14 protein-coding genes are annotated in these 16887 nt (G+C 49.5%); 9 read left to right on the plus strand and 5 right to left on the minus strand.

Going from position 1 to position 16887, the window contains the following annotated elements:
• Window positions 1–59 precede the first annotated feature (59 nt).
• The 3 genes from LDN30_RS07080 to mazG are packed head-to-tail and all read right to left on the minus strand — an operon-like array spanning window position 60 to window position 2468.
• On the minus strand, window positions 60–974 hold the full coding sequence (locus LDN30_RS07080) for a ribonuclease Z (protein WP_223929090.1): 915 nt from the start codon (window positions 972–974) through the stop codon (window positions 60–62).
• Between the two features lie 11 nt (window positions 975–985).
• A complete protein-coding gene (locus tag LDN30_RS07085; RefSeq protein ID WP_223929091.1) occupies window positions 986–1552 on the minus strand; it encodes a lipocalin-like domain-containing protein in 567 nt (188 codons plus the stop codon).
• Between the two features lie 7 nt (window positions 1553–1559).
• A complete protein-coding gene (gene mazG / locus LDN30_RS07090; protein WP_223929092.1) occupies window positions 1560–2468 on the minus strand; it encodes a nucleoside triphosphate pyrophosphohydrolase in 909 nt (302 codons plus the stop codon).
• Between the two features lie 107 nt (window positions 2469–2575).
• Here mazG and LDN30_RS07095 point away from each other — a divergent pair, with 107 nt between their 5' ends.
• The 3 genes from LDN30_RS07095 (at window position 2576) to LDN30_RS07105 (ending at window position 7362) form a co-directional block, all read left to right on the plus strand.
• Window positions 2576–5281 (plus strand): valine--tRNA ligase, encoded by a 2706-nt coding sequence (locus tag LDN30_RS07095; protein ID WP_223926042.1) that lies wholly within the window; start codon window positions 2576–2578, stop codon window positions 5279–5281.
• 239 nt (window positions 5282–5520) lie between these two features.
• Window positions 5521–6633 (plus strand): clostripain-related cysteine peptidase, encoded by a 1113-nt coding sequence (locus LDN30_RS07100; protein WP_223929093.1) that lies wholly within the window; start codon window positions 5521–5523, stop codon window positions 6631–6633.
• A gap of 18 nt (window positions 6634–6651) precedes the next feature.
• Window positions 6652–7362: a DUF2461 domain-containing protein gene (locus LDN30_RS07105; protein WP_223929094.1), complete on the plus strand. Its 711-nt coding sequence runs from the start codon at window positions 6652–6654 to the stop codon at window positions 7360–7362.
• Window positions 7363–7370: 8 nt separating this feature from the next.
• Here LDN30_RS07105 and nth read toward each other — a convergent pair whose 3' ends face one another.
• Window positions 7371–8018: an endonuclease III gene (gene nth, locus LDN30_RS07110; RefSeq protein ID WP_223929095.1), complete on the minus strand. Its 648-nt coding sequence runs from the start codon at window positions 8016–8018 to the stop codon at window positions 7371–7373.
• A 181-nt stretch (window positions 8019–8199) separates the two neighbouring features.
• On the minus strand, window positions 8200–8799 hold the full coding sequence (locus LDN30_RS07115) for a porin family protein (RefSeq protein ID WP_223929096.1): 600 nt from the start codon (window positions 8797–8799) through the stop codon (window positions 8200–8202).
• 706 nt (window positions 8800–9505) lie between these two features.
• On the opposite strand from LDN30_RS07115, the gene tilS reads away from it, so the two are divergent.
• The 6 genes from tilS (at window position 9506) to LDN30_RS07145 (ending at window position 16876) form a co-directional block, all read left to right on the plus strand.
• Window positions 9506–10861: a tRNA lysidine(34) synthetase TilS gene (tilS, locus tag LDN30_RS07120; RefSeq protein ID WP_223929097.1), complete on the plus strand. Its 1356-nt coding sequence runs from the start codon at window positions 9506–9508 to the stop codon at window positions 10859–10861.
• A gap of 125 nt (window positions 10862–10986) precedes the next feature.
• Window positions 10987–11982: an AAA family ATPase gene (locus LDN30_RS07125; RefSeq protein WP_223929098.1), complete on the plus strand. Its 996-nt coding sequence runs from the start codon at window positions 10987–10989 to the stop codon at window positions 11980–11982.
• A 106-nt stretch (window positions 11983–12088) separates the two neighbouring features.
• Window positions 12089–12961, plus strand: a complete 873-nt coding sequence (locus LDN30_RS07130; protein WP_223926049.1) for a DUF58 domain-containing protein — start codon at window positions 12089–12091, stop codon at window positions 12959–12961.
• Window positions 12962–13081: 120 nt separating this feature from the next.
• Complete coding sequence (locus LDN30_RS07135; RefSeq protein WP_223929099.1) at window positions 13082–14140, plus strand: BatD family protein; 1059 nt, start codon at window positions 13082–13084, stop codon at window positions 14138–14140.
• Between the two features lies 1 nt (window position 14141).
• Complete coding sequence (locus LDN30_RS07140) at window positions 14142–15140, plus strand: vWA domain-containing protein (protein ID WP_223926051.1); 999 nt, start codon at window positions 14142–14144, stop codon at window positions 15138–15140.
• An 11-nt stretch (window positions 15141–15151) separates the two neighbouring features.
• Entirely contained in the window at window positions 15152–16876 is a 1725-nt protein-coding gene (locus tag LDN30_RS07145; protein WP_223929100.1) for a tetratricopeptide repeat protein, read from the plus strand.
• The last annotated feature ends 11 nt before the right edge of the window (window positions 16877–16887 follow it).

Raw genomic sequence — 16887 nt, forward strand, 5'->3', positions numbered from 1 at the left:
CATAGGGAATCATCAATGTATCAAGCACTTAGAGGCCGGAAGTGTATCACGGAACCAAGTTATACAAACACCGTCATACCCTCATTGGTGAGGAAAGATTTTGGGAATACAGCCTTTGCCTCGTCTAAAATTTTACTTTCGTCGTTGTAGCGTGCGCTGTAATGCCCAAGCAATAACTTTCCCACATTAGCATCCCGGGCTACCATAGCAGCCTGACGTGCTGTGCTGTGCCAGTAAGTACGTGCACGGTCCTCACAGTCGCTGGCATAAGTACTTTCATGATACAATACGGTCGCACCATTAACGAGTTTCCATAAATCCGGTATATATCTTGTGTCGGAACAATAAGCATAGCTGCGCGTATTGTCAGATGGCGTTACCAGCCGGCTATTCGGTATCACCTTACCATCAGGAGTGACCCAGTCGGCACCGGCCTTAATGTTATTTATCTGGCTGAATGGAATTTCCAAATAGTCGATCATATCGCGGCGGATATGCGGCAGTGTCGGTTTTTCCCGGAAAAGAAAACCACAACAAGGCACTCTGTGCTGTAGAGGTATGGTCTCGACCGTCAGACTGCGGTCGTCATAGATGACTGCATTTTGCTTTGTGTCGATAGCATGGAAACGCACTTCAAAACTATAGTCGTTGCAGAACGACTTCATCAGCATATCCAATACGGGGCCCAGCTCCTTGGTGGCATATACATCGAGCGGTGCAGTACGTCCCATTAGCCCGAAGGTGGAAATCATTCCAATGAGGCCAAAACAGTGATCGCCATGCATGTGACTGATAAAGACGGCCTGTATTCGCTGGAAGTTTATTTTGCTGCGCCGCAGCTGCATCTGTGTACCTTCGGCACAATCCACCATAAACATCTTTCCCCGAATCTCAACAATCTGCGACGATGCATTATGCCGCAGCGTAGGCAATGCGCTGCCACATCCGAGGATATGAATTTTGAAAGGTTCCATTCTCTACTCTGCTACTTAGCTCTGGCATAGGCATATATGCCATCTCGATTCTCGAGCAGCAGCGAATCTCCGTCAAGACGGTCAATGTCGAACGTATCTTTGTTCAGGACAAGTTTTCCGTTGAATATTCGCCAAGCTGTCCAGGGCTGTTTTTCGCCCTGCTGATGTGACTGCACCGTACCACCTTTCTGAATTTCGAAGTTTCTGTCGAGGCTTGTCCATGTAGCCTGGAGCGTTGTCAGATTTATGACCTTCGTAACGATATTCTCTCCGAGTCCGTTCTTTTTGTAGTCGACGGCCAACTGGTCGCCTTGGGCGAATCCGCCAAATACGACCCCAGAATCCTGCTCTATTACGAAGTTACGAACGCTGTCATCGTCGCACTTCATATCAAAAGCACTCATTCCGCCATCAACGTAAGTTCCATACATCGTCGAATCTGTCTGCTCTTCACTGCCAGACATTGCCGTAGAATCAGCAGTTTCAGCATCCTTCTCATTGTTCTGTGCCGATGGTTTACAGCCGAAGATTACGGCTACGGCCACTACAAAGGCAGCAATTATTGATAATTTTCTCATATTTATTCTACTCTTTTGTTTTCTCGTTCTGTTTTGCCTCATTCCATAGATTGTCCATATCGGCGAGTGACAAGTCGGCTATCTGCCGTCCCTGCTTCTTCGCCTGCTGTTCAATATATGTGAAACGCTTTATGAATTTACTGTTTGTGCTCTCCAAGGCATCATCAGGATTAAGATGATACAGTCTTGCAGCGTTGATAATAGAGAAGATAAGGTCACCGAGTTCACCTGTGGCTTTTTCCTTATTCCCATTTTTCAGTTCAGCCTGTAGCTCATTGTATTCCTCCATCACTTTTCCCCACACATCCTCAGGTTTATCCCAGTCGAATCCCACATTGTGGGCTTTCTCCTGAATGCGGTAAGCCTTTATCATTGATGGCAGAGCCTTCGGCACCCCGGCAAGCACCGTCTTGTTGCCATCACGCTCCTTTTGCTTCCGTTTTTCCCACGAGCTCTCCACTTCAGATGCCGTTGTAGGCACATCGACAGCGTCATCCTCAGTTTCATCCTTATATACGACTTGTCCCTTGCCGTTTATTGTAAGGTTAGAATCGGTGACATACCACATTGGCTCCTCGCCTGAAGCCGTAGAAGAGCTCCAGTCGATGAAGTCGTGACGGAACATCAGCTTGTCACTCTGATGATTACAAACATCAGCAATATCAAACTCACCCGTTTCTTCACCCATAATAGAATAGAGCACCACATGCTCCATGACATCGCCGAGCTCCTTGCAGATCTCCGCATAATCGTTGTTCATCAGGGCATCAGCAAGTTCAAAAACCTCCTCTATAGTATTCGCCCGGAGACTGCTGAACGTCTGTTTTCTATCCCATGGACATTCGTTGCGTAGCCGCTGCTGAACATCGAGCAAACGGCCGAATGCCTTCAGTTTATCGTCTTTCGTGTGCTTCATACGTGCAAAGATACTATTTTATTTGGTTTTAAACCTCTTAGTACATATTTTTTTTGTAATTTTGCAACGATTTTGGAAACTAATATAGTATATATACTACATAAGATATGGAATTAGCAAGCAAGTATGACCCACAAGCAGTGGAGTCGAAATGGTATCAGTACTGGCTCGACCATAAGATGTTCTCTTCGAAGCCGGACGGACGTGAACCTTACACTATCGTCATTCCCCCACCAAACGTGACGGGAGTACTCCACATGGGGCACATGCTCAACAATACTATTCAGGACATTCTTGTTCGCCGTGCCCGTATGGAAGGCAAGAACGCATGTTGGGTTCCGGGCACCGACCATGCCTCTATCGCCACTGAGGCCAAAGTCGTCGGCAAGCTTGCCGAGCAAGGAATAAAAAAGACCGACCTCAGCCGTGAGGAGTTTCTCAACCATGCATGGGACTGGACCCGCGAGCACGGAGGCATTATCCTCAAGCAGCTCCGTAAGTTAGGATGCTCATGCGACTGGGATCGCACTGCCTTCACTATGGACGAGACCCGCTCAAAGGGAGTCATCAAGGTGTTTGTCGACCTCTACAACAAAGGCTATATCTACCGTGGCGCACGTATGGTGAACTGGGACCCGAAAGCACAGACAGCCCTTTCCGACGAGGAAGTGATATATAAGGATGAGCATTCCAAGCTCTATTATCTCAAATACTACGTCAGCGAGGCCGACCAGCCAAAGGTCAGCCGCAAGGACGAGGGCAATATCATCCACAAGGACGACAAGGGCTATTATGCCGTTGTGGCCACAACACGTCCGGAGACCATCATGGGCGACTCGGCAATGTGCATCAATCCAGAGGATGTGAAGAACACATGGCTCAAGGGCCTTCATGTCATTGTGCCGTTGGTGGGACGCGTTATTCCCGTCATCGAGGACTCATACGTTGATATTCAGTTCGGTACCGGATGCCTGAAGGTCACACCAGCTCACGACGTCAACGACCATGCTCTCGGTCTCAAGCACCATTTGGAGACTATCGACATCTTCAACGACGATGGCACAATATCCGAAGCCGCCGGTCTCTACGTCGGTCAGGACCGTATGGACGTGCGTAAGCAGATTGCCATAGACCTCGAGAATGCCGCTCTAATGGAGAAAGTCGAGGACTATGACAATAAGGTAGGATTCTCTGAGCGCACCAATGTGCCTATCGAGCCAAAGCTCTCTACGCAGTGGTTTCTCAAGATGCAGCATTTCGCAGATATCGCTCTACCCCCGGTCATGAACGACGAGATAGAGTTCTATCCCAAGAAATACAAAAATACATACCGCCACTGGCTTGAGAATATCAAGGACTGGTGTATCAGCCGCCAGCTCTGGTGGGGTCACCGCATACCGGCCTACTACTTCAACGACAAGGACGGTCGCCGTCAGTTTGTCGTTGCCGAGGATGCAGCCAAGGCTCTTGAAATGGCAAAGAAAGTGAACGCCGATGTCACCGCCTCCGACTTAGAGCAGGAGAGCGACTGCCTCGACACATGGTTCTCATCGTGGCTGTGGCCTATCTCGGTGTTCGACGGAATCAATAATCCCGACAATCCCGACATTAAGTATTACTATCCGACATCAGATTTGGTTACCGGCCCGGACATTATTTTCTTCTGGGTGGCAAGAATGATCATGGCCGGATACGAGTACCGCCACACATTCCCATTCAAGCACGTCTATTTCACTGGTATTGTGCGCGATAAGCTCGGCCGCAAGATGAGTAAATCGCTCGGAAATTCGCCCGACCCCATCATGCTTATCAATAAGTATGGTGCCGACGGAGTGCGCATGGGAATGATGCTTTCGGCTCCAGCCGGAAACGATATCCTCTTCGACGAGAGTCTCTGTGAGCAGGGACGAAACTTCAACAACAAGATTTGGAACGCTTTCCGTCTCGTTCAGGGATGGCACACCGCTGATGTAGCCCAGCCAGAGGTTAACAAGATTGCCGTGAAATGGTTTGAGGCAAAGCTGAAAGTCGTCAACAAGGAAATTGAGGAGCAGTTCAAGCAGTACCGCATCTCCGAGGCTCTGATGACCGTTTACCGTCTTTTCTGGGACGAGTTCTCGGCTTGGTACCTCGAGATGGTGAAGCCAGCATACGTCGACGGACAGCAGCAGCCTATCGACAAAGCCACTTACGAGGCTACATTAGGATTCTTCGACACCCTGTTGAAGATGCTTCACCCCTTCATGCCCTTCATCACTGAGGAGTTGTGGCAGCATCTTTATGAGCGTGCCGAGGGCGAAAGCATCATGAAAGCAGAGCTTCAAATTGCCGCTCCAGATGCCGACGACGAAAAATTTGTCAGCACCTTCGAGAATGTCAAGGAAGTTGTTGCCGGAGTACGAGCCGTCCGCAACCAGAAGAACATTGCTCCGAAGGTACAGCTCGAGCTCGATGCCGTCAAGCAGAATGCTTTCGAAGCCTTCAACAGCGTAATCGTCAAGATTGCTAACCTCAAGGATATCAGCGTTGTAGACGAAAAAGCTGCCGATGCCAGCGCATTCATGGTGGGTGTCGACGAGTTCGCTGTTCCCGTCGGCGACCTTATTGACGTAAAGGCTGAAATAGAGAAAGCCGAGAAAGAGCTGAAGCATCTTGAAGGATTCCTCACTGGCGTTGAGAAAAAACTCTCCAACGAAAACTTCGTCGCCCACGCCCCGGAAGCCGTGGTTGAGCGCGAGCGTAAAAAGAAGAGCGATGCCGAAGAGAAGATTGCAGCTCTGAAGGCAAGCATCGAAGAGCTTAAAAAGAAGTAATTTTTTGTACAATAATCACTAACAGCCGTGGCCGCTACAGCCGCGTCACGACTGCATCAGATTAATCATCCCCCTTCTTTTCCTCGCAAGAGAGAGAAGAAGGGGGAAAACGATATAGCACTATGAGAATGTCCACAAGCATCATTTCGGTCCTCCGTTTGCCGGTTTCAGCAAGCAGGAAAGCAAAGAGAACGCTTCTTTCGGCAGGCCTGTTCCTTGCGAGTTGCCTGTTTCCGCTGTTGTTAACCTCATGTCACAGCGACGATTCCGACGACCCCAGCGAGCAGCGCAACTGCACCAATACCGTGTTTATATATATGCCGTGGACAGGCAGCCAGAGCAGTTCTTACGGAAGTCTGACAAAGGTCATTCAGCAAAATATCCACGATATTCAGACTGAAACGAAGAAAGGCAACAGCGACAAAGCCACACGGACAATTGTTCTCTTTGCCGACACAACCGTCCACAGTACCCTCTTCGAGATCAAGGGCGACGGAACGACTCGGAAAATAGAGGAATATCCTCATGGCTACATAACCACAACCGCCGCTCTTAGGACGCTCCTCAACAAGGTAGCAGCCTACTCGCCTACGGCTACCTACTCAATGCTCATCGGCTCACATGGCAATGGATGGCTACCGGCAGGCAGTCAGCCCGCTGAGTCACGGGCTTTCGGAGGCACCAGCGCGGCTACACAGATGGAAGTCGACACCCTTGCCGATGCCATAACAAGCTCAAAAATCGGCAAGATGCAATACGTCTGTTTCGACGATTGTTATATGGCAAGCATCGAGACAGCCTATTCTCTGCGCAACGCAACCAATTGGCTGGTAGCGTCGACGAGCGAGGTTATGGACATCGGACTACCCTACTCTACCGTGTGGAGATATCTGTCGTCAACGAATGTTGACTATTCGAAAGTCATCGATGCCTTTGGCGCTTTCTACACCAACTACGATTATCCCTACGGAGCCCTTGCTGCAATCGACTGCTCTAAGACAGACAAAATGGCTGAACTTATGAAAGCACTGAACAAGAAGTATGAAGGATGGGACTACGACCTAAGCACCATTCAGGCCCTCGACGGCTTCCGGTCGCACGTTTACTATGATATGGGAGCGTATATCAACACTCTTTGCGGGAGCGACACCACTGGTAACCAGCAGGTTTACAATGAGTTGAAGAGTCTGGTACCATACAAGTTCACTACACCAAGCCTCTACACCGTCTATCAGGGGGGCTACAGCTACAAGGTTAGAACATTCTCAGGAATCTCCACAAGCGACCCGACGGAGAATGCGTCAGCAATGAACATCAAGAAAAAGACCAAGTGGTGGAAGGCCACACATTAAAATTATTGACAATAACAGATGAATATCACACGAGAAATAAATTTCCTGAAGGCCGTAGCAGCCAACAACGACCGCCAGTGGATGCAGGAGCATAAAGATGAGTTTACAGCCTGCCGCAAGGATTTAGAGCAGACGGTTACCGACATCATCACTGAATTCACTAAGTTCGACCCCGAGATAGGCAATCTCCAGGCCAAAGACTGCTGCTATCGGTTCTACCGCGACATACGTTTCTCACCCGACAAGAGTCCCTACAAGCGCCATTTCGGGGCTTACATCTGCTCCGACGGAAAAAAGTCGCTGCGTGGCGGCTACTACATCCACATTCAGCCAGGCCACTGTCTGATAGGATTCGGATGCTACTGGCTGCCGACAAACATCCTCACGGCTACCCGCAACGAGATAATGGGCAACATCAGCGACTGGAGAAAGATTGTGGAGAGCAAGAAATTCGTTGACATGTTCGGGCGTCCAAACACCGGACACTGGGACGACGACAGCGTCTCGCCAAAAGGATTCGGACTGACAGCACTGAAAACATGTCCAAAAGGATTCCCCAAGGACTACGAATTCATCGACTATCTGAAGATGAAGGACTACTGCTGCTGGGTGGCTTTGGACGAGGACTTTTTCAAACAGCCCGACTTCATCCAGCGACTTGCCGGCATAGCCAAGACCGCCAAGCCGATGATGGACTTCATAAATAACGTCGTCGACGATTATATTTAGACTACGATTTATAACTTACTGTCCTTCAACAGTTTCGGACAGAAGTCATCAAATGGACACTTCTCGCACATCGGCCGCGCACTCTTGCAGATGTAGCGACCGTGAAGCAGAAGCCAGTGGTGGGCATCAGCCATATCGGCATCGGGAATATTCTTCTCGAGACAAGTCTCTACCTTCAACGGGGTATTGGCAGTAGGAGGAACAAGCCCCAGTCTGTGGGCAACACGATAGACGTGTGTGTCGACGGCAATGACGGGTTTCCCGAACCACACTCCCTGCAACACGTTAGCAGTCTTGCGCCCCACACCTGGCAGAGTCACGAGCTCCTCAGTCGTCGAGGGCACCTCGCCACCAAAATCAGCCACTAATTTGCGTGCCATCTCAACAAGATGCCTCGACTTGGCGTTGGGATAGCTCACCGACCGCACAAACTCGAAGATGTCCTCCGGTTCGGCCTTAGCCATCGACGCTGAGTCGGGATAATGGCGGAAGAGTTCGGGAGTGACTTCGTTGATACGCTTATCGGTGCATTGGGCGCTGAGCAACGTGGCACAGAGCAACTGGAACGGGGTGGAAAAATTCAGTTCCGTAGTCTTGTGGCCTTCGTTCTTCCTGAACCAGTCGAGAATATGTTCGTAACGTTCCTTGCGAGTCATGAGAGAAAATAATCGGGTTTAAATATTTGCCTCCAGATAATCAGACTATTACAATACCGAAAAATCATTACCGTAAAGGTCGAGGCACTAATCTTCACGATATAGAATCAGCAACAATACTGACGCTGAAATATGATAAAAGGGCTGCCAATTGACAGCCCTTATTTATTAATGTGTAGGTTTAGAGGTCGAACTTGTATCCAAGAGTGAACTGGAATACGCTGTTCTTCGAGTCACCACCGTCGACAACCTTTGTCAGACCCCAGTTGTAGCGGGCATCGATGACAATAGGAACTGTCGGGAACTCGTAGCTCAAGCCAACAGGAATCGAGAAGTCAACAGTCTTAGCCTCTGGCAGACCACTCTCACCGCCATCTACGCTAATGCTATGACCGCCGGCCTTAACCGTATACTCGTTGTTCACGTTGAAACCAGGCTGGATACCGAGCTTTACGGCAAGACCCTTGACAACATACACATTGGCCATGATTGGCACGTTGACGTAGTCGAACTTAGCAGTAACGTCAGAACCGCTCTCGCTGTACTTGCTGCCCTGCATTGAATAGAGGACACCGGCACTTACAGAGAAGATGTCAGAAACCTGATACTCACCCTCGACACCACCGGCAAATCCGACACGCGGATCAGCATCATCATTATCGGTGAAATTAGCCACATTCAGACCTACGCGAGGCTGAAGAGTGAAAGAACCAACTGCGTGCTGTGCATAAGCACTTACTGAAGCGAGCAGCACTGCTGCCATTAATAATAACTTCTTCATCTTGATAGTAATTATTGGTTATCTATTATCGTTTGTTAAATCTATAATTCTGCCACCATCCATGATGGCTTTACTTCTGCTGCAAAGATATGGATAATACTTAATATCTACAAATATTTTTTACTTAATTTGCCGTTTTCATACAATAATTCTTTATTACAACCATCAAAATATGTTGTACAGCATAAAATTTGAATGAACAACATACTAATCAACCATTTGTTTCAATTGATCAGGTACATTCTCCGACATCTGAAAACGTATCGGACATCATTGTTTCTTCAACCAAATTATTCGATGACTGCAACAAACAGCTTGTAAATATTATTCAAACACTGCCGTTGCAAGATGTATCTTTGCAAACGGTTGATTATCATGCGGTTGCAAATACATGCCAAATGGAGTTGCAAAATAGCCCGTTTTAGCTCGCGAAACGGCCCGTTTCAGAGTGCGAAACGGGCCGTTTTGCAACGCCAAATGGTACATATCGGAATCGTGTAAATATAATGTCATGAATTTGAACCGTTGAAACAAATTCCACAGTCGATTCATTATGGAGCGCGAAGTTTCCGGTTCTTTTCTATTATTATTCTGACTTTTTTAATACCTTTGCCAAAAAATATGTGCTACGAGGAGCTGGATAACAAGCAGAATCCATCAATGGGGCGTTGTATTCGCAGCAAAATGAGTAGCCGACACTGGCAATATGATTTTAGACAAGAGCAGGTTATATTTAAGCGCATTATCGGGAGGAGCCGACAGCACGGCACTGTTGTTGCTCCTGATAGAAAAAGGTTATAAGGTTGAGGCCGTCCACTGCAACTTCCATCTGCGTGGCGAAGAGAGCGACCGCGACGAACGTTTCTGTCAGAAGTTGTGCGACGATAATGGAGTGAAGCTCCACATAGCTCACTTCGACACCGTGAGCTATGCGGCAATGCACCAGGAGAGCATAGAGACAGCAGCCAGGAACCTGCGGTATAACTACTTCTTCCAACTCGTCGGCGACCTCGATGCTGCCGGCATCTGCGTGGCCCACAACCGCAACGACCAGGCCGAGACTGTGCTCATGAAGCTCATCCGCGGTGCGGGAATACACGGACTGTCGGGGATGAAACCCGTGACCCACGTCGAATTCCGTGGCAACGATGTAGCCATCTACCGCCCTCTGCTCACGAAAAGCCGTCAGTGGATAGAAGAGTATCTGCGGCAGAGAGGTCAAGGATGGGTCGACGACAGCACGAACTTTGAGGATGAGGCCACCCGAAACAAGTTCCGGCTCAACATCATTCCTATGATTGAGAAAATCAATCCGTCGGCTGTGGAGAACATTGCAAAGGCTGCTGATCGGCTCCAAGAGGTGGCTGAAATTTACGATTCAAGTGTAGATAGGAGTAAAAAGAGAATCACTTCAAAGGACAAGTATTTACATATCGACGTTAAAGCATTACTTGAAGAGATTGCGCCCGAGGCTGTACTCTTCGAGATCCTCAATCCATATGGATTCAACGGCCCGCAGATTGAGGATATTATACGGCATATCAGCAGCAGTCGTGAGGGCTGCGAAAGTTCTCCGACTGCACACGGTCAGGGCAAGGAATGGACAAGCAAGAGCCACAGAGCCCTACTCGACAGAGGCGATATTATCGTAGGAAAGAACGATGAAAACGCCGATTTTGAGATGCGTTTTCCTGAGGAAGGCAATTACTCGTCGTCTCGGGGATTCAAGATTTCGATAGTCAGGAAACCGTGGTACACGACAATGGCTATTCCCCACAGCAGCAACTCAATATGTCTCGACAGCGCAGCGATCCGTTTTCCTCTGACAATGCGCAGTCTGCGCCGTGGCGACCGCTTCGTGCCCTTTGGCATGAAAGGGAGCAAACTCGTCAGCGATTTTCTCACCGACCAGAAGGTGTCGTTGATGGAAAAGCGACAGCAAATGGTGCTCTGCGATGCCACGGGGAGAATACTCTGGGTGGTGGGACGACGTCCCGACAACAGATTCCGGATTACCACGGACACAAAGGAATGTATGGCAATATCGTTCAAAAAAAACTAAAACTTATATACTAAAAAACTTTTTTAATATTATTTATGTGGGACTCTTGTTCCATAATGCCATTAATATTGTAATTTTGCGAAAAATTTAGAACGAAAAAGGAAAATAAATAGAATTACAATATTATGGCAGAACCATTGGACATTCGTGAACTTAATGAATTAATAGAACAACAGAGTGCTTTCGTCACCGACCTCACCACTGGTATGAACCAGGTGATTGTCGGTCAGAAACATCTTGTCGAGGCCTTGCTCATAGGTCTGCTCAGCGACGGCCACGTGCTCCTTGAGGGCGTTCCGGGTCTTGCCAAGACCTTGGCCATCAAGACTCTGTCGGAACTCATCGACTCTAAATTCAGCCGTATTCAGTTTACTCCGGACCTTCTCCCGGCCGATGTGGTGGGAACGATGATATATTCGCAGAAAGACGAGAACTTCAACGTAAAGAAAGGACCGGTCTTCGCCAACTTTGTCCTCGCCGACGAGATTAACCGTGCACCGGCAAAGGTACAGAGTGCACTGCTCGAGGCCATGCAAGAGCACGTCGTAACAATCGGCGACAAGACGTTCAGTCTTCCGAATCCTTTCCTCGTCATGGCCACACAGAACCCTATCGAACAGGAGGGAACCTATCAACTTCCTGAGGCTCAGGTCGATAGATTCATGCTGAAGGTTGTCCTCAGCTATCCTACCATGGAAGAGGAGAAAGCCATCATCCGTGAGAATCTCGCACCGTCGATGCCGAAAGTGAAACCGGTGACTAACGTTGACGAGATTATCAACGCCCGCAAAGTGGTCAACAATGTTTACATCGACGAGAAGATTGAGCAGTACATTGCCGACATCATCTTCGCCACACGTTATCCCGAACGCTACCAGCTGCCCGAACTGCGCCAGATGATTACCTTCGGCGGTAGTCCGCGAGCAAGCATCAACCTCGCTAAGGCCAGCCGTTCCTACGCCTTCATCAAGCGCCGCGGATACGTGGTTCCTGAGGATGTGCGTGCCGTGGCCCACGATGTGCTTCGCCACCGCATAGGACTGAGCTATGAGGCAGAGGCCAGCAATGTCACGAGCGAGCAGATAATATCGCAGATCCTGAACAAGGTTCAGGTGCCATAAAGCGTTGGTGCTCAGACGACACTACAGACAATGTCACGTTCTACTGATGAACAGGCATTCAATTTTCTAAATAAATAATCGCGTCATTGCGACCTAATTAACGACAATGGAATCATCCGATTTAATTAAAAAGGTCAGGAAAATAGAGATTAAAAGCCGCGGACTGAGTCAGAACATCTTCGCCGGCCAATACCATTCTGCGTTCAAAGGGCGCGGAATGGCGTTCTCGGAGGTGCGCGAGTATCAGTATGGCGACAACATCCGCGACATCGACTGGAACGTTACGGCACGTTTTCACCGTCCCTACGTGAAAGTTTTCGAAGAGGAACGCGAGCTCACGGTTATGCTGCTCATCGACATCTCGGGGTCGCTCGACTTCGGTACGCAGCGTCAGATGAAGAAAGACCTTGTGGCTGAGATTGCCGCAACCTTGGCTTTCTCGGCCATTCAGAACAACGATAAAATCGGGGTTATCTTCTTCTCCGACCGCATTGAGAAGTACATTCCTCCGAAGAGTGGCCGCAAACATATCCTCTTCATTATCAGGGAGATGCTCAAATTTCAGCCGAAGAGCAAGCGCACCGACTTGAAGATGGCCATAGAGTTCCTCACAAGAGTCATGAAGCGCCACTGTACGGCGTTCATTCTCAGCGACTTCTTCACGAAACCCGACTTTGAGAACGCTCTCACGATATGCAACCACAAACACGACGTGGGAGCAATACAAGTTTATGACCAGTGTGCCAAGGAGCTCCCCAATGTTGGAATCATGAGGGTTGTCGACGCCGAATCGGGACATGAAATGTACATCGACACCAGCGACAAGCGCCTGCGAATGGCCCACAAGACCTATTTCATGCAGCGGCAGTACATGCTGAAGGAGATATTCACCAAGAGTAATGTCGACACGGTGTCAATTTCGACCAATGAGGATTTCGTCAGAAAATTGATGATTTTCTTCAAGAACAGGGAGCGATAACGAAAGTACAGGACATTTCTCGCATCCATAGGATTGACGGGGGATGGCTTCCGTACCAGCGGCTGAGGACAGAACGAATCCGTAAGGAGGAAAAACTTTAAAGAAATACAACTCAAGATTGTGAAACGTTTCTTATCTATAATATGCTTTATGATCGCCATCACGGCCTCGTGCTTGGCTCAGGTGTCGGTTGACGCGCGTTTGGACTCCACGCAGATTCTCGTTGGCAGTCAGACGCGGCTCACAGTCACCGTCCGCGGAGTGTCGTGGGGCGAAGGAGTGAAATTTCCCCAGTTCAAGGATGAGACGGAGATGGCTCCCGGCATAGAGGTAGTGCGCACCGAGGGCGACACAACATCGGCCGAGATAAGCTGCATCTATTATCTCACGGCTTGGGACGAGGGAAAATACAACGTTCCGTCGCTCGACGTGAAGGTTGCAGGAAAGGACTTCAAGACCAACTACATTCCCCTGAAAGTGAACACCATAAAGGTGGATACGGCACATGCCGACAGCATAAAGCCAATGCATGGAGTCGTGGGCAACCCCTACGATTGGAGCGAGTGGAGTCCGCTGTTCTGGCTGAGCATTGTGGTGATAATCATTCTTGTGATTATATATTATCTCTACGTGCGGCTGAGAGCGGGCAAACCAATCATCTCGCGTGTTCGCTTCATCCGTCGTCTACTGCCTCACGAAAAAGCTTTACAGCAGATAGAAAAAATAAAGTCGGAGCATCTCGACGAGAGCACCGATCAAAAGGAATATTACACAGCCCTCACCGACACCCTACGGCAGTATCTCAACGACCGTTTCGGCATCAGGGCCAAGGAGATGACGAGCTCGGAGATACTCTACAGACTGGAGAACGAAGAGGACAAGTCGAAGATTGAGGAGCTCCGACAAGTTTTTGAGACAGCCGACCTCGTGAAGTTCGCAAAGTACTCGGTTCAGAACAATATCAACGACCTCTACCTTACGAGTGTCGTAAAGTTCATCGATAGCACGAAAGAGGAAAATGCTCCGACCGTTGAGAAGGTGGGGACGAAACTCTCAGAGAAGGACCGCACGAAGATGCGTAAGCGCAAGGGCGTCAGACTGTCGATAGCGTTACTCGTTATTACAGCAGCTGCAATCTTGGCTTACATCCTCTGGAGGGTAATTGAAATAATTGGATAATATGGAATTTGCAAACAAAGGATATCTGTTGTTGCTTCTCCTCCTTGTACCATACGTTCTATGGTATTTCCTCTATCGGAAGAAGGGAGAGCCGACAATGCGCATGAGCGACACGCGGGCTTACGAGTTCGCACCCACAAGTCTGCGCGTGCGCCTCATCAATGTGCCGATGCTGCTGCGGTGTCTCACCTACACACTCATCGTCATTTGCTTGGCGCGTCCACAGAGCTACAACGCTTGGAACAAGTCGGAGACCGAAGGCATCGACATCATGCTGTGTATGGACATCTCCTACAGTATGCTCTCGGAAGATGTAGAGCCCGACCGGCTTGAGGTGGCACGCGATGTGGCTGCCGACTTCGTCAGCGACCGGCCCAATGACAACATCGGACTGACAATCTTCGCCGGTGAAGCTTTCACGCAGTGCCCTATGACCACCGACCACGCCTCGCTCCTCAATCTCATGCGCAACGTCAACCCCAACCTCGTCATGAGCGGACTGATTCAGGACGGAACAGCAATAGGAATGGGACTGTCGAATTCCATCTCGAGGCTGAAAGACTCCAAGGCCAAGAGCCGCATAATCATCCTCCTCACCGACGGCAGCAACAATGTCGGTGACATTTCGCCGATGACCGCCGCTCAGATGGCCAAGACCTTCGGCATAAGAATCTACACTATCGGCTTCGGCACGAATCAGATGGCACGCGTTCCGGTGATCGTCAACGGACAAAAGCAATACGTCCAACAGCAGGGTGAAATCGACTATAAAACCCTGAAGGACATCGCCACGATGACCAACGGCAACTTCTATCGTGCATCGAGCCGCGCTGAGCTGTCGAATATCTACAACGACATCGACAAACTGGAGAAGAGCAAGCTCTCAACATCCTCCTATTCAAAGCTTTACGACATATATCAGCCGTTTGCTTTTGCGGCGCTCATCTCACTTCTCCTTGAGATTCTGCTCCGTATGACCGTGTTCCGTAGAATACCATAAAGAAAGAAAAAATGTTCAGATTTCAAGATCCTACATACCTCTGGCTGCTGTTGCTGATACCTCTGTTGGCGATAGTCCGCATCTTTGCCCTCAGAGCGAAGAGAAAGAACATCCGGCGTTTCGGCAATCCGCAGCTCGTAGCCCAACTCGCGCCAAACGTCTCGAAGGTGCGTCCCGAGGTGAAGTTCTGGCTGCTCATGGCTGCCCTCGCCCTTATCATCGTCATGGTGGCGCGTCCGCAGATGGGACGCGACATCAGCAACAACAAGCGGGAAGGAATAGAAACAATCATCGCCCTCGACATCAGCAATTCGATGCTCGCTCAGGACGTGGCACCGTCGCGACTCGAAAAGAGCAAGATGATGGTGGAGAACCTTGTCGACCATTTCAACGACGACAAGATTGGACTCATCGTTTTCGCCGGCGACGCCTTCGTGCAACTGCCTATCACCAGCGACTTTGTATCGGCTAAGATGTTCCTTCAGAACATTGATCCGTCGCTCATCCAGACTCAGGGCACCGACATCGGCGGAGCCATCAACTTAGCCATGCACAGTTTTACCCAGGACAGCAAGACGGGAAAAGCCATCATCGTCATCACCGACGGCGAGGACCATGAGGGCGGAGCTGAGGAAATGGCTAAGAAAGCCAACGAAGCGGGGATGAACGTTTATATCCTCGGCATCGGTGACCCCAAGGGAGCACCCATTCCTCTCGGCAACGGACAATACTTGAAGGACAAGAGCGGCAACACCGTGATGACAGCCCTCAACGAGAATATGTGTAAGCAGATAGCCGCTGCCGGCAAAGGTGTTTACATCCACGTCGACAACAGCGGAATAGCTGAGGAGCGCCTCAACAGCGAACTCGACAAACTACAGAAAGGAGAGATAAACAATGTGGTTTACAGCGACTTCGACGAACAGTTCCAGGCCGTTGCCATCATTGTTCTGCTCCTGCTCATCGCCGAAGTGCTGATTTCTAAGACCAAGGGCAAGAGCAACCGCGGCCACTGGCTGCTGCACAAGCGCCACACCGTCGTTCTGCTCCTCGCCATAATCGCTGCACAGGGAGCCAACGCACAAACCGACCGCGACCTCATTCGTCAGGGCAACAACCTCTATAACACCCACAAATATGCTGAGGCTGAGGTGGCCTACCGCAAGGCATTGGCCACAAATCCGGGCAACGCCCGGGCACAGTATAACCTCGGCTGCGCACTACAGAAGGAGCACCGCGACAGCGATGCCATAAAGCAGTATGAGCAAGCCGTGAAAACGGAGCCCAACAAAACCATCCGTTCACAGGGCTATTATAATATGGGGGTGGCTTGGCAGACGTTGAAAAACTATGACAATGCCATCGAAGCTTATAAAAATTGTCTGCGTCTGAACCCCAACCATTCCAACGCTCGCTACAACTACGTCCTCTGCAAGCAGATGCAGAAGAAGCAGAAACAGAACGGAGGAAAGAACGGAAACGACAAGAAGAACAAGAACGACAACAAGGACAAAGACAAGAACAAGAATAAAAACGGACAGAACAATAATCAGAATAAAAACAAGAACGACAATAACCAGCAACAGAACAACAACCAGCAGCAAAGCGGCGAGATGAGCAAGGAGAACGCCGAACAACTTCTCCAGGCTGCCATGAACGAGGAGAACCAAACGGAGGCCAAGCTCAAAAAAGCCATGCAGCAACCGTCGAACCGAAACCTCGACAAAAACTGGTAACGCATTCATTA

Source organism: Prevotella lacticifex, assembly GCF_019973375.1.
GTDB lineage: Bacteria > Bacteroidota > Bacteroidia > Bacteroidales > Bacteroidaceae > Prevotella > Prevotella lacticifex.

Excerpts from the sequence above, each read along its gene's own strand:
- LDN30_RS07080 (WP_223929090.1), bottom strand. The coding sequence starts at position 974 with ATGGAACCTTTCAAAATTCATATCCTCGGATGTGGCAGCGCATTGCCT.
- LDN30_RS07085 (WP_223929091.1), bottom strand. The coding sequence starts at position 1,552 with ATGAGAAAATTATCAATAATTGCTGCCTTTGTAGTGGCCGTAGCCGTA.
- mazG (WP_223929092.1), bottom strand. The coding sequence starts at position 2,468 with ATGAAGCACACGAAAGACGATAAACTGAAGGCATTCGGCCGTTTGCTC.
- LDN30_RS07095 (WP_223926042.1), top strand. The coding sequence starts at position 2,576 with ATGGAATTAGCAAGCAAGTATGACCCACAAGCAGTGGAGTCGAAATGG.
- LDN30_RS07105 (WP_223929094.1), top strand. The coding sequence starts at position 6,652 with ATGAATATCACACGAGAAATAAATTTCCTGAAGGCCGTAGCAGCCAAC.
- nth (WP_223929095.1), bottom strand. The coding sequence starts at position 8,018 with ATGACTCGCAAGGAACGTTACGAACATATTCTCGACTGGTTCAGGAAG.
- LDN30_RS07115 (WP_223929096.1), bottom strand. The coding sequence starts at position 8,799 with ATGAAGAAGTTATTATTAATGGCAGCAGTGCTGCTCGCTTCAGTAAGT.
- tilS (WP_223929097.1), top strand. The coding sequence starts at position 9,506 with ATGATTTTAGACAAGAGCAGGTTATATTTAAGCGCATTATCGGGAGGA.
- LDN30_RS07125 (WP_223929098.1), top strand. The coding sequence starts at position 10,987 with ATGGCAGAACCATTGGACATTCGTGAACTTAATGAATTAATAGAACAA.
- LDN30_RS07130 (WP_223926049.1), top strand. The coding sequence starts at position 12,089 with ATGGAATCATCCGATTTAATTAAAAAGGTCAGGAAAATAGAGATTAAA.
- LDN30_RS07140 (WP_223926051.1), top strand. The coding sequence starts at position 14,142 with ATGGAATTTGCAAACAAAGGATATCTGTTGTTGCTTCTCCTCCTTGTA.
- LDN30_RS07145 (WP_223929100.1), top strand. The coding sequence starts at position 15,152 with ATGTTCAGATTTCAAGATCCTACATACCTCTGGCTGCTGTTGCTGATA.